This is a genomic window from Uruburuella suis (assembly GCF_022870845.1).
Taxonomy (GTDB): Bacteria; Pseudomonadota; Gammaproteobacteria; order Burkholderiales; family Neisseriaceae; genus Neisseria; species Neisseria suis.
In genome coordinates this window covers 2,001,256-2,014,582 of the sequence record NZ_CP091507.1, presented here as the reverse complement: position 1 = coordinate 2,014,582, position 13,327 = coordinate 2,001,256, and the positions used below count along the sequence as shown (strand labels likewise).

Genomic DNA, 13,327 nt, shown 5'->3' with positions numbered 1-13,327 from the left:
AAAATTTCCGGCGAAACCCACTCGCCAGCGCTATTCGGAGCTTCCTTAAAAAAATGATTTTTCAAATGGTTATCAGAATTTATAGCTGACAGAGCCCAATATGCTGCGGCCTTGGCCGTAATAGCAGTAGCTCGCATCGCAGGCGGCGATGTATTTGCGGTTGCCGATATTGTCCACATTCACTTGCGCGGTCCAATTGCGGGCGAAATCGTAGCGGGCAAACAGGTCGAACACGGTGGATGAGGGCACTTTCAAACCTTTGTAGGCGGCCACTGCCCATTGTCCGTCTACTTTGCTGCTGCCGACATAGCGCACGCCCGCGCCCAGCGATAAGCCGTTCAAGGTGCCTTGGTCGAAGGCGTACACGCCGCGCAAGCTGGCGGAGTGTTTGGCAAATAAGGTGTTGTGGTAGTCGATGCCGTCTGAGCCGCGATCGGTGCGGGTTTGATAGGTGTAGGCAAGCTGGCCGCTCAAGTTGTCGGTGATTTGTGCTTGTGCTTGCAGCTCAACGCCTTTGCGTTTGGAAACATCGCCGCTGACGGTATTGCCTGTGCCGCCGGCATTGGAAATCAGCGCGCCTTTGTCGTTGGCTTTAAAGGCTGCAATGGAAAGGGTGCCGTCTAACCAGGCGGGCAGGTATTTCAAACCGATTTCATATTGCTCGGTGGTTTGCGGGTCGTACAGGGTTTGGTTGCCGCTCAAGCCGGTGGGCAGGCGGAATGATTCGGTGTAGGCGAAATAGGGGTTTAGGCCGAACGGTGCGAAATACATAATCGAACCGGCATATGAAGTGTGGTTGGCTTTAACCGATTGGTTGTTGGTGTATTCCTCACTTTTGGCGCGATCATGGCGAACGCCCGCGCTAATGCCTACTTTGTCAAACAGGCGCACGCTGTCTTGCAGGTAGAAGCCGAGCTGGCTGGCTTTCAAATCGTTGCGCGGGATGTTGGACGTGTCCACGCTGATGCCGTAAGTGGGCGAGAAGATATTAACCGTGCCGGGGGAAACGATGGTGGGGATGGCAAACGATTGGTACACGCCGTTGACTTTTTGTTGGCGGTAATCCACACCGGCAACCAGTGTGTTGCGAATGTTTTCGTTGTGCCAACGCCAAGTGATGCGGTTGTCGATGCTGTGATTTTTGGCGGTGCCGTCGTTGAACACGGCATCGCGGGTGGCGGTGTAGTTTGTGGGGTCAACGCTTGACCATACGTAAGTGCCTAAATGATGGTTGTCGATATGGGTGTAGCGGTAGTTGGAGCTGAAGCTCAGGCTGTCGTTGAAATCGTGGCTGAATTCGTAGCCCAATGAATATTGTTTGTTGGTTTCATGGTCAACCGAAGGATCGCCAAGGTTGGTGGTCGGGTTGACTTTTTGCCCGTCGATGGCAACCAAAGAACCTGCCATCGGCACAAAATTGCTGCTCGGTGTGCCTTTGTCGCGCTGATAGCTGGCAAGCAGGCTCAGGCGGGTGCGGTCGGTGATGTCCCAAGCCAAAGAGGGCGCAAGATAAAAGGTTTTATTGTCGGTGCCGTTCCAATCGCCATCGGCAGCACGAAACGAGCCGACCAGGCGGTAGCGCAGGCTTTGATCGGCATTCAGGCTGCCGGTGTAATCGGCTGCAATGCCGTATTGGCCGTTGTTGCCGGCTTGGGCTTTAACTTCGCCTTTACCGACTTGGCTTTTGTGCGGGCGCTTGCTGATGTAGTTGATCAGGCCGCCGGGGTTGGCTGCGCCGTAGGTCAGTGAATCTGCGCCCTTGGTGATTTCAACGGCTTCGATACCGAACGTATCGACGTGCGGGGTAAAGAAGCCGTAATTGTTGACGGGGGCGCCGTCAAAAGATTGGCTGGCTTCCGCACCTCGGATGCGAAACCAGTTGGTGTTGGTGTCGCTGCCATAGGGCTGGTTGGTAAAGCCTGATTAGTAGCGGCCGATTTCGTCGGCTTTTTCCACGCCTTCTTCGGAAAGCGTTGCGGCGGTAATGTTGACTGCATCTTTGGCCTGCAAAAACGGCACGGTTTGCAGTTTGTTCATTGAGCCGACCACGTTAACCGTTTCCAGCTCGGCGCTTTGCGTGTCGCCATCGGCGGCAAAACCGTGGGTATAAGCGCTCAAGATGGCGGCGGCCAGCAGGCTGCGGGTAAAGAAAATAGTGTGTTGCATCAAGAATCCTTTTTCGAATAAATCAGGCCGTCTGAAATCATGCTTCGGCGTTTCAGACGGCCTGATTGTGAATGATTTTTAATTCGGTAAGGATTATAACGATTTTATGGCAGCTTGTAGTTTGGAAAACGGTTAAACAGAGAATATCGACCGGAAGCGAAAAAGACTATTGTGTGAATGATACGAATTTTTGTTTGTGTTTGGATGGGCCGTCTGAAGCTTTAACGGCTGTGTTCGTCTGCCACTCTAACCGCTTCTTCCGCGCCGTATTCACTCAATAAGCCGTGTTTCATTGAGATGATGCGTTCGGCATGGTGGAAATATTTGTCGTCGTGGCTGATGGCAAACACGGTGCAGCCTTGCTGTTGCAGCAGCGGCAGCAGGGTTTCGTAAAACATGCGGCGAAATTGCGGGTCTTGGTCGGCAGCCCATTCGTCGAGTATCAGCATGCTGCGGTTTTCAAGCGCGGCGGCTAAGAGCCCCAAGCGCTTTTTCTGGCCTTGCGAAAGTTTGCTGTTGAGAATGCGGCTTTGCTCGATTTTCACTTTTTCATCCATTTTCAGACGGCCTAACCATTCGGCAATCAATTCGGCCGAGACGTCTTCGCCTTTATCGCCGACCAGTTTTTCAAACAAATGGAAATCGGTGAACACGCTGGCAAACAGTTGGCGGTAGGCGCTGCGGTTGGCTTCGGTGATTTCGGTGTTGTCGACAAATATTTTGCCGCTTTGCGGTGTGTATAAGCCCGCCAATACCATCGACAACGTGGATTTGCCCGAACCGTTGGCGCCAATCAGAAACACGGTTTCGCCACGCTTGAGGGTGAGATTGACGGGTTGGAGCGCAAAATGATGGCCGCCTTGCATGGGATGGGCATAGGTGATGTTTTCAAGGCGGATGCTCTGCCAGTTTTGCGGCAGGGTTTCGTTGCCGTGAAAGCTGCTTTGGTAATCGGTTAAGCCCAAATCATTCAAGGCATTGAGCGCGACTTGGCTGTTCATCAGCATGGGAAAGGCACCGATGGCCTGCGAGAGCGGCGAACGCATAAACAATACGGTCATGGTAATGGTGGCGGCATCGGCAAGGCTTGCCCAATGGTGGTAAATCGAGAGGTAGAAAATGATGCCGACGGCGGCTAGCATCAGGGTGTTGCCCCAGTTGACGGCGAAGGCGTGGTAGCTGTCGGCGCGGATGGCGTAATGGCGGTTTTGTGCGGCTGCGGCGGTGAAATCTTCGTTGTAGAAGCGTTCGGCGCGGTAGCGGTTGAGTTTCAGCTCTTTGTGGCCGTCAAGGCTGGTTTCGTAGTGGGCGTAGAGCTTGTCTTCAAAGCCGCGCATGGCTTTGAAGCTGGTGTAGACGCGTTTGACCACATAATGGCTGCCCAAAATCATAACGGTAAGAATCAAGGCGGTGACGATAAACAGCTTCGGCGACAGCCAAATCAGATAGGCGCTGCAACCGAAAGTAAACAAAACACCCTGCACCAATTCGGGCAGCCGCGCAAAAGCCATGCTGATGCTGCGGATGTCGTTGGACAAGCTGGCCAAAAGCCTGGGTTTGCCGGTAAGCTGGATTTGCGCATCGTGCGAATCCATGATGCGTTTGAGCAATTGCGTGCGCAGTTCGAACACAAACTGATGCCCGAGTTTCGACAAACGGATTTGCGCAAATGTGGCGGCGGCAAGATAAAGCACCAGCAAGGCGGCAAATTGCCACATCACGCCCTGCACAGTGGTTTCACCGCTTTGCAGCAGGTAGCTGTTGATAAAAACCAATACGCCGATGCCGAGCAGGCCGGAAAGCAGCGTGAGGGCAAACATGGCCAGAAAAGGTTTGCGGTGCTGGTGGAAAACAAGGCTGATGATGTTCATGGGTGGGAGCAGAGGAGTAAAAAGCGGGAAGTATCAGGATTCAGGCCGTCTGAACATCGTTTCAGACGGCCTTGAGGTAAAACGGTATCAAGTTAGCGGACAATTGTGCCGGCAGCGGTGGCTACGCCTTCATTAAGCGATTCCACCATGGCGGTGTAGCCGTCGCCTTGTTGCGGCGTTTCGGCGTTGAAATTTCGGCTTTGCCCATCAGGCCATACGCTATAACCGCGCACAAGGGTTTGCCCCTGATAGCTGCCCTGAAAGGCTTCTATATAGATTTTCAGTGTGGGCGCGCCTACGCTGCTTCTGTTGGCAGGGGTAAAACGGTAGCGTGAGTTAAGACGGTTGAGTTTGTTGCTGAAGCTGGCGGCCAGCGCGTTATCGAGTGCGCTTGCCCACAAATGGTTGCGGGCGAAATTGATGCGGTAGGCATCGGTTTGATAAACCAGGCCGCCGTTGTTTAAAGGCTCGCTCAAAATCACACGCACGGCGATTTCGCTGCCGCGTTGCGGCGGCAGGCTGTATTGGCTGTCGGGCAGGGTGAAATATTGTGTGGCTTGCGGTGTGCTGCATGCCGCCAGCGCGGTTGCGGCGATGCCGGCAAGGATTAATCGGCGCATCAGCGGCTTCCTTTCGGTGTCGGATCTTTGATGTTGCTGTTGAAAATCAGTGCGTTGGGCTTTTCTTTCAAGGTATTGATAAGCGGCTGCGCATCTTTCAGGGTTTGGTCTATGCTTTGCAGGGTGGCCTGCACGTCGCCGTAAAGCGGCGATTGCGGCGACACGCCTTGCAGGGTTTGGCGCAATTCGGCCAAGGTTTGGTTGAGCGCTTGCGGCATGGCTTGTGTTTGCGGCTGGCTGATGAGGCGCTCGGCTGATTTGAGGGTGGTTTGCAGATTGCGCAGCGAGGCATTGAGCTCGCCCACGGTTTGCTCGAGCGGCAGTTTGTTGAATTTATCCAGCAAGGAGGCCAGCTTGGCCTGCAAATCGTCGAGGCCGCCGCCTTGGGTGGCAATCACGGTTTGGCCGGCATAATCGGCATAAGGCTTGAGCCTGCTGCTGCCCTCGGCCGCTTCCACGAGCTCAATCATTTTGCTGCCGAGCACGAGATTGTTGCTGCTTAAGGTGGCGGTGAGGCCTTTGTTGAGCGCGGTTTGAAGCTGGCTTTGCCAATGCTCGCGGCTTTGTGCTTGGGCGTTGATTTCCATGCGCGCAGGCTCAAGGCGGATGCGCACAGGCACCCAGCCGTTTTGGAACAATTTCAGGCTGTCGTTGTGGGCGAAATAGGGCACATCGGCCACGGTACCGACATTGATGCCTTTGTATTCCACCGGTGCGCCCACAGCGAGGCCGCGCACGCTGCTTTTGAAAAAGGCCACATAATAAAGCGCTCTTTGGCCGGGCAGGTTGTCGATTTCGTTGCGGTTGTTGTAAAGCTCGAAAGTGTCTTCATTGGCCGGCGTTGCGCCTTTGTCGCCGCCGATGGGCGGGGCGAAAGAAATGGCACCGGAGAGCAGCGCGGGCAGCGGTGCGGAATCAATATGGATGCCGCTGCCGGTGGTGTTGATGCTGAATCCGGTTTCGAGCCAGAATTGGCTGTTTTTCCCCACTAATTTGTCGTTGGGGCTTTGGATGAAAATGGTGTAGTCGACGGTTTCGTTTTTCGGGTTGAAGCGGGCGCTTTCAATTTGGCCGACGGTGAAGTTTTCATACAATATCGGGCTGCCGACGCTGAGCATTTTGTTGTTTTTGCCTGAGAGCTTCAGGCGCAAACCGCTTTGGCCGATGGCGGCGATAGGCGGCATGTCGAGCACGGTGAAAGTGTCTTGGTTTTCAGCGCTTTTGCCGGGCGTAAAGGCGATGTAGGCGCCTGACACCAAGGTGTTGAGGCCAGTAACGCCGCTTTGGTCGATGCGCGGTTTCACCACCCAAAATTGGGTGTCTTGGCGCATTAAATCTTTAGCATCGGCGCTGAGGCGGGCGGTGACGGCCACGCCTTTTTGGTCGGCGCGCAACTTGATGCGGGTAACGCGGCCCACTTCAACGCTGAGCACTTTAATCACGGTGTTGTTCACTTCGATGCCCTCGGCGCTGTCCATCAGCAAGGTGATTTCGGGGCCGGTATTGCGGATATTCTGCATCAAAAGCCAGCCGCCGGCGAAAAGGGCGATCAGCGGAATGAGCCACACCACAGAGGTGAACACATTGGTTTTGCGCACACGGGCGGGCACAGGTTGGGTGGGGGGATGGGTTTTATCGGTCATATCGGGCGGAAAGGGCGGTAAGGTTTTCAGACGGCCTGTTTTCTGCCTGCTCGCGTGCTTTATCCCAAATCAGGCGGGGGTCGAAAAAATAGGCCGAAAGCATGGTTAAAATCACCACAAGGCAGAAATAGAGCGAGGCGGCGCCGGGTGTGACGCGGGCAAGCGGCGTGTGAAAAGCGCTCATCAAAATAATAATCACAAAAATATCAATCATCGACCAGCGCCCCACCGCATCGGTGAGCCGGTAGATCAGCGCCATTTTCGGCGCGCTTAAGGGCGGGTGGAAACGGGCGCTGGCAATCAGAAAGCCCATCGACACGATTTTCAGCGTGGGCACCAAAATGCTGGCGCTGAAAATAATCAGCGCAATTAATTTATCGCCGTCGCGCCACATATAGGCAATGCCGTTGAGGATGGTGCTCACTTCTGTTTTGAGCGGGTTGGCCGAAATCATGATGGGCAGCACATTGGCCGGAATATACAGCACCGCGGCGGCCAGCAGCAAGGCCAGCGAAATGCTCAGGCTTTTGGGGCGGCGGCGAAAGAGCGCCGAGCCGCACACGCCGCAGGTGGTTTCGGTGCGGTTGCGGAAATAAAGGCATCTGCTGCAACAAATTTTATCAGCAGAGGCCGTCTGAATCGCATTTCGCCCCTGCATGGCGTGGATTTTGTAATACACCCAATGCTGCGGAATCGACACCGCGGTGCGGATCAGCATCACCGAAAGCGCAAACATCAGCCAAAAAGCCGCACCAAACTGCACCTGCGCCACGGCGGCAAGCTTGATATAGGCCACCAGCGTGGCGATGAAAAACACATCCACCATAATCCAATGGCGCAGCCGCGAGAGTATGCGCGTGGCATAAAACAGGCCGGGATAGTTTTTTTTGCGCACCAGCGCCGTGTAAACATAAAGGCATAAAAATAAAAACAGCGCCGGTGTGCCGAAAGTGAGCACAAACATCACCTCGGCCAAAAAGCCGAAGTCGAATAAAATCAGCGATTGGAGCATCGATGGCAGCGTGAGGATGGCCGTTGCCCCCGGTAGCGACACGGTGATAAACATCATGCTGTAGGCAAAAGTCATCAAAATCAAGGCGGTGGAAGCATAGGCCAGCGGCGCGAGATAAGGATTTTTTTCAACCTCCACCAATTCATAACCGCAAGTGGGGCAATGCGCTTCCTGACCTTGGCGCAGGCGCGGCAAGTGCACCCGCTGGCCGCATTCGGGGCAGTCGAGCGTGTGCGCGGGCAAAGTGGCATCGGGGCGGAAAAGCTGATAGCGCCACCAGCGGCGGTAGGCATAAACGGGTTTGTAAATTGGGGGCATATTGCGGTTGGCTAAAGCGGCTTAGGGCGTTGGCAAGGCAGAATTATAACGGAAAAACAATATGCGCCCGGCAATCTTTGCAAATTATGCAAAAGGCCGTCTGAAAGCTTTTTCAGACGGCCTGAAGCCAACTTGATTTGAAAAACACACGTTCAATAACCATAGCGCCGATAGCGGTAAAAACCGGCGGCGTAACGGGTGTTTTGCAAATCAAACTGTTGCCATGCGTGCATGATGATGCCTTTCGGGTTTCTATGTGTTGAGGCCGTCTGAAAAAAAATCAGAGGGTAATGGCCGGCAAGGTGTGTGCCAATGCCAGGCTGTCGGCCACGATATTGCCGCTGATGGGGCAGGCGTGTTCGGTTTCGATAATCAGCAGGTTGGCGGGGCGGCCGGCGTGCAGGCTCATGCGCATTTCGGCGGCGGCAAAAGGCAGGCCGCGGGCGCGGGCAAAGGCTTGGGCGCGGCGGTTGGCGGTGTGCAGCATGGGCGCGAGGGTGATGTCGAGGTGGAAGCGGCGCACGCCCAGCACGATAATGCGCGCGGCAAACCAATCGGCCTCTTCGGTGAACACATCGGGGCTGGCTTGGCTGAAATCGTGGCGCATGGCGGCAATCAGCGTGGCGGTGGTGCGGATTTGCGGCAGCAGCGCTTCGCTGATGAGCGCAGCCTGTTTGCCCTCGGGCAGCGGGTGGCGGCACAAATCGGTGCGGTGGCTGTTGCCGTCTACAATTAAATGGCTGCGGTGCAAAGGCGCGGTTTCGATAGCGGGGTGTTGGGCTTGGGGTGCGGTTTTCATTTTATCTGCTCCTGTGTGGCGGGTGGCGGCGGCAAATAAAAAAGCCGCCCGATTTATCTGTGGCGGCTGAAGTTTTCGCGTTTGCTTAAAGTTTGGAATCTGAACGAATCAGACAAGCGCAAAAAAGTACCGCACGTTTGTGGGGTACCAATAAAAATAAGCAAAGGGGCGAATGGCTTGTGAGTTCATGGCTGGCAGGTTAAAACAAAGCATCGAGTATTGTCAATATCCATTTGGCGAAAGCTGCAATCATGGCGATAAATTGTTGTAAAGCTTCCATATTATTTTTCGCCCCATTTGCGCATCAAGGTGTGCGGAATGCGCAATTGGTCGAGAATACGCGCCACCACGAAATCAACCAAATCACCGATTTGCTGCGGGTGGTGGTAAAAGCCGGGCGAGGGCGGCAGAATCACGGCGCCGTATTGCGAGAGCTTGAGCAGGTTTTCCAGATGCAGGGTGGAAAAAGGCGTTTCGCGCGGCACAATAATCAGCGGGCGGCGCTCTTTCAGCGCCACATCGGCGGCGCGCTCGATTAAGTGATCGGAAGTGCCGTGCGCCACCGCGGCCACCACGCCCATGCTGGCCGGGCAGATAATCATCGCGTCGGCAGGATTGGTGCCCGAGGCGGGTGGCGCAAACCATTCGTCTTTGCCAAACACGCGCAAACTCTCGGCGGACACGTTAAATTGCGCACACAAAGCCGCTTGGCAGGCAGCGGCCGAAGCGGGCAGGCTCAGCCCCATTTCCTGCTGCGCCACCACTTGCGCCGCCTGCGAATAAAGCAGCCACACGGTTTTGTCCGCGCTCAGCAGGCATTCGAGCAGGCGCATACCGTAAGGCATGCCGGAAGCGCCGGTGAAGGCGAGGGTGACGGTTTGAATCGGATGGGCGGGCGTGTTCATAAAGGCGGCAATTTGCAAAATCAGGCGCTTATTGTAGCAAAAGGCAGAGGCCGTCTGAAAGCATGCAGAAAAATCTTTTCAGACGGCCTTGAATATTTTGAGCGGCTTCCCCATCTATTAAAAGATTCAAACCAGCCCAACAAGGATTGTTAATATGATTAAACTGCACACCAATTTCGGCACCATCGGCATCGAGCTCGACCATGAAAAAGCGCCCGTTACCGCGGCCAACTTCGAGCAATATGTGAAAGACGGCTTTTACGACGGCGTGATTTTCCACCGCGTCATCAAAGGCTTTATGATTCAGGGCGGCGGCATGGATGAAAACATGAACGAAAAAGCCACCCGCGAGCCGATTCAAAACGAAGCGCAAAACGGCCTGAAAAACGATAAATACACCGTGGCGATGGCGCGCACCCAAGCGCCGCATTCGGCTTCGGCGCAGTTTTTCATCAACACCAAAAACAACGACTTTTTGAACCACACCGATCCGAGCATGCACGGCTGGGGCTATGCCGTGTTTGGCAAAGTGGTGGAAGGCCAAGATGTGGTGGATGCGATTGAAGGCGTGAAAACCAAACGCCACGGCTATCATGATGATGTGCCGCAAGATGCGGTGGTGATCACCAAAGCCGAAATCGTATAAGCGTTTTACCGCAACAGGCCGTCTGAAAAGATTTCAGACGGCCTTTGACATCATACACACGGACGATTATGAACACCGATTTACTCACCCTCAAAATCCGCAACCCCGACTATATCCGCCTGATAGCCGAACACAGCGCAGGCTTCAGCGATGCCGAGCAAAGCTTACTGGCCGAGATTGTGGACAATTTTGAATTCGACGTGGTGCAAGCGCAGGCGTTGGCGCAGGCTGTGATGCAGCAGGCGAGGTTCGATCCCAACGCGCTGCACATCGAAGAAGACGATGAAGACATCACCGGCGTGTGCCCGCATTGCCTCAATCCGCCCGTGCCGCCGCTGCGCGATTACCTGATGTGGCGCGAGCAGCGCGGCTGAAGAAAACGGTGGAAAATCTTTCAAGCCCAGTTTGAGAAATGCGGATTCGGGGTTTGTCCGCATTTCATTTTGCTGCAGGCCGTCTGAAACTTGGCCGGCACATATTTCCAGACGGCTTTTCAGACGGCCTTTGCAAGCCAAAGCTGTTGTTTTCAGGTATCATCCAACTGATTTTTACCAAAGCCCACCATCATGCTGCAAACCGACAAGCTCACCGCCGCCGCGCCTCAGCGCATCATCACCGCGCAAAGCATTTCTTCGCAAGAAGAGCTGCTCGAACGCGCTCTGCGCCCGAAAACATTGGCCGATTATATCGGCCAGGCCAAAGCCAAAGAGCAATTGGCGATTTTTATCGAGGCGGCCAAAAAGCGCGGCGAAGCGCTCGACCACACTTTATTATTCGGCCCGCCGGGCTTGGGCAAAACCACGTTGGCGCACATTATCGCCAAAGAATTGGGCGTGAACCTGCGCCAAACCAGCGGCCCCGTGCTCGAGCGCGCCGGCGATTTGGCGGCGCTGCTCACCAATTTAGAGCCGCACGATGTGCTCTTTATCGATGAAATCCACCGCTTAAGCCCGGTGGTGGAAGAAATTCTTTATCCGGCGCTCGAAGATTACCAGCTCGACATCATGATCGGCGAAGGCCCGGCGGCGCGTTCGGTAAAAATCGACTTGCCGCCTTTCACGCTGGTGGGCGCCACCACCCGCGCCGGTATGCTCACCAACCCTTTGCGCGACCGCTTCGGCATTGTGTCGCGGCTGGAATTTTACGAAACCCACGATTTGGCCACCATTGTGGCGCGTTCGGCGCAATTGCTGCAATTGAACATGGGCGCAGAGGGCGCGTGGGAAATCGCCCGCCGCAGCCGCGGCACACCGCGCATCGCCAACCGCCTGCTGCGGCGCGTGCGCGATTATGCCGAGGTGAAAAACAACGGCATCATCAGCGCCGAAGTGGCCGATGCGGCGCTTTCCATGCTCGATGTGGATGCGGCGGGGCTTGATGTGATGGACCGGAAATTTCTCGAAGCCATTTTGCACAAATTCAGCGGCGGCCCGGTGGGGCTGGAAAACGTGGCCGCCGCCATCGGCGAATCCACCGACACCATTGAAGACGTGATCGAGCCTTATCTGATTCAGCAAGGCTTTTTGCAGCGCACCCCGCGCGGGCGCATGGCCACGCAAATCAGCTATCTGCACTTTGGTTTGCAGCAGGAAAAAGAATAGCGAGAGGCCGTCTGAAAAGTTTTCAGACGGCCTTTTACATCATTGATTTGAATTTTTTGGCAAGCGGCAGTATATTTTTAACTATAGTTAGCATAACTTAAACGGCATCCGCTTAGAATAATCAAGTTAACCCCGGATAATAAAGAACACACCATGTCTGAACATTCTCCGATTATCATTGCCACTTATAATATGCACAAAGGCATGTCGGCGCTCAACCGCAAAGTGCAGGTTGAAAGCATGGCCGAGGCCTTGCAGGGCTTGAAATCCGACGTGCTTTTTTTGCAGGAGGTGCAGGGTGAAAACCTGCGCCGCCAGCTCAAGCTGCCCGCGTTTCCCGCCCAGCCGCATTACGACATCATCAGCGAGCATCTTTCGTTTTACAGCAGCTACGGCAAAAACGCAGTGTTTCCCGAGCGCCATCATGGTAATGCCATTTTGAGCCATCTGCCGATTGAAACGCGCCACAACCTCAATATCAGTGTGAACAAACTCGAGCAGCGCGGCGTGCTGCATTGCGAAATCCATCCCGAAGGCTGGCCGTTTCCGCTGGTGTGTTTGTGTGCGCATCTGAATTTGCGCGAGCCCGACCGCAACAAGCAATATCAGGCCATTTTTGAATATGTGAGCCGGCATGTGCACCCGATGAGCCCGCTGATTATCGCCGGCGATTTTAACGATTGGCGGCAAAAATCCTGTCTTTCGCTCGGCAGTGCGCTCAATTTACAGGAAGTGTTTATCGACACGCTGGGGCAGCGCCCGAAAACGTTCCCCGCACGCATGCCGCTGCTCAGCCTCGACCGCATCTACACGCGCAATTTGGAAGTGCTCGATGCGCAAGTGCACAAAAGCCGGCAATGGCAGCTTTTGTCCGACCATCTGCCCTTGAGCGCCAAAGTGCGCCCGCGCCTGCCTTGAGCGGTGTGGATGTTGGCTATCTTGAGGCCGTCTGAAGCCGTTGCTCATGGTTTCAGACGGCCTTTGCGGTGTGATAATGCCGGTTCGGCCAAAATTTGCTGCCCATATCCGGCGCCCCGATAATCTGCATATTGTGCGTTAATATTGTGTTAAAACGCGGTATAATCGCGCTTTCAGACGGCCTCTTGCCGCCGCGCACCTGTTTTGCGAAAGAACATCATGCTCTTGATGATAGACAATTACGACAGCTTCACCTACAACATCGTGCAATATTTCGCCGAGCTCGGCCAAGAAGTGCTGGTGCGCCGCAACGACGACATCACGCCGGCCGAAATCGAAGCGCTCAAGCCCCAATATCTGGTGATAGGCCCCGGCCCCTGTTCGCCGCGCGAGGCCGGCATTTCTGTGGCCGCGATTCAGCATTTTGCCGGCAAGCTGCCGATTATGGGCGTTTGCTTGGGCCATCAGGCCATCGGCGAAGCCTTTGGCGGCCATATTGTGCGCGCCAAAACGCTGATGCACGGCAAAGTGTCGCCGGTGCATCACCATGCTCAAGGCATGTTTCAAGGCCTGCCCAACCCGGTAACGTGCACGCGCTACCACAGCTTGGTGATCGAGCGCGAAAGCCTGCCCGAATGCCTGAACATCAGCGCCTGGACCGACGACGGCGAAATCATGGGCGTGCGCCATCAAAGCCTGCCGCTCGAAGGCGTGCAGTTTCACCCCGAAGCGCTGCTCACCGAGCACGGCCACGAGATGCTGAATAATTTCTTGATTGAATTCAAAAACTTTCAGACGGCCTTTTAAATCATCCGCATAAAGAGAACC

The 13,327-nt window shown here is 54.9% G+C and carries 12 protein-coding genes and 1 pseudogene; 5 read left to right on the top strand and 8 right to left on the bottom strand.

The window, feature by feature from the left end:
* Positions 1–72 precede the first annotated feature (72 nt).
* The 8 genes and pseudogenes from LVJ78_RS09120 to LVJ78_RS09085 all read right to left on the bottom strand — a co-directional run.
* Positions 73–1,896, bottom strand: a pseudogene (locus tag LVJ78_RS09120) (TonB-dependent siderophore receptor); the annotation flags it as partial.
* A gap of 27 nt (positions 1,897–1,923) precedes the next feature.
* A complete protein-coding gene (locus LVJ78_RS09115) occupies positions 1,924–2,166 on the bottom strand; it encodes a hypothetical protein (protein ID WP_207894255.1) in 243 nt (80 codons plus the stop codon).
* Positions 2,167–2,387: 221 nt separating this feature from the next.
* Positions 2,388–4,037, bottom strand: coding sequence for a multidrug ABC transporter permease/ATP-binding protein (locus LVJ78_RS09110; RefSeq protein WP_132951965.1), 1,650 nt, complete (start codon positions 4,035–4,037; stop codon positions 2,388–2,390).
* Positions 4,038–4,129: 92 nt separating this feature from the next.
* A complete protein-coding gene (locus LVJ78_RS09105; protein WP_132951967.1) occupies positions 4,130–4,657 on the bottom strand; it encodes a PqiC family protein in 528 nt (175 codons plus the stop codon).
* Positions 4,657–6,300: an intermembrane transport protein PqiB gene (gene pqiB, locus LVJ78_RS09100; RefSeq protein WP_132951969.1), complete on the bottom strand. Its 1,644-nt coding sequence runs from the start codon at positions 6,298–6,300 to the stop codon at positions 4,657–4,659. The genes LVJ78_RS09105 and pqiB overlap by 1 nt, the downstream gene beginning before the upstream one ends.
* Positions 6,290–7,630, bottom strand: coding sequence for a paraquat-inducible protein A (locus LVJ78_RS09095; protein ID WP_132951971.1), 1,341 nt, complete (start codon positions 7,628–7,630; stop codon positions 6,290–6,292). Before LVJ78_RS09095 ends, pqiB begins: the two co-directional genes overlap by 11 nt.
* Before the next feature lie 280 nt (positions 7,631–7,910).
* Positions 7,911–8,429 (bottom strand): hypothetical protein, encoded by a 519-nt coding sequence (locus LVJ78_RS09090; RefSeq protein ID WP_132951973.1) that lies wholly within the window; start codon positions 8,427–8,429, stop codon positions 7,911–7,913.
* A 281-nt stretch (positions 8,430–8,710) separates the two neighbouring features.
* The gene (locus LVJ78_RS09085; protein WP_132951975.1) at positions 8,711–9,334 is read right to left on the bottom strand and encodes a flavin prenyltransferase UbiX; all 624 of its coding nucleotides are present in this window, start codon (positions 9,332–9,334) and stop codon (positions 8,711–8,713) included.
* Between the two features lie 154 nt (positions 9,335–9,488).
* Here LVJ78_RS09085 and LVJ78_RS09080 point away from each other — a divergent pair, with 154 nt between their 5' ends.
* From LVJ78_RS09080 to LVJ78_RS09060, 5 genes are all read left to right on the top strand, one after another.
* Positions 9,489–9,980 (top strand): peptidylprolyl isomerase, encoded by a 492-nt coding sequence (locus LVJ78_RS09080; protein WP_132951977.1) that lies wholly within the window; start codon positions 9,489–9,491, stop codon positions 9,978–9,980.
* A 68-nt stretch (positions 9,981–10,048) separates the two neighbouring features.
* Positions 10,049–10,354, top strand: a complete 306-nt coding sequence (locus LVJ78_RS09075) for a hypothetical protein (RefSeq protein WP_132951979.1) — start codon at positions 10,049–10,051, stop codon at positions 10,352–10,354.
* Positions 10,355–10,546: 192 nt separating this feature from the next.
* Positions 10,547–11,581: a Holliday junction branch migration DNA helicase RuvB gene (gene ruvB / locus LVJ78_RS09070; RefSeq protein ID WP_132951981.1), complete on the top strand. Its 1,035-nt coding sequence runs from the start codon at positions 10,547–10,549 to the stop codon at positions 11,579–11,581.
* A 153-nt stretch (positions 11,582–11,734) separates the two neighbouring features.
* Positions 11,735–12,499, top strand: coding sequence for an endonuclease/exonuclease/phosphatase family protein (locus LVJ78_RS09065; protein WP_243650308.1), 765 nt, complete (start codon positions 11,735–11,737; stop codon positions 12,497–12,499).
* Positions 12,500–12,718: 219 nt separating this feature from the next.
* Positions 12,719–13,306 carry an aminodeoxychorismate/anthranilate synthase component II gene (locus LVJ78_RS09060; protein WP_132951985.1) on the top strand — a complete coding sequence of 196 codons (588 nt, stop codon included), beginning with the start codon at positions 12,719–12,721 and terminating at the stop codon, positions 13,304–13,306.
* Positions 13,307–13,327 lie beyond the last annotated feature (21 nt).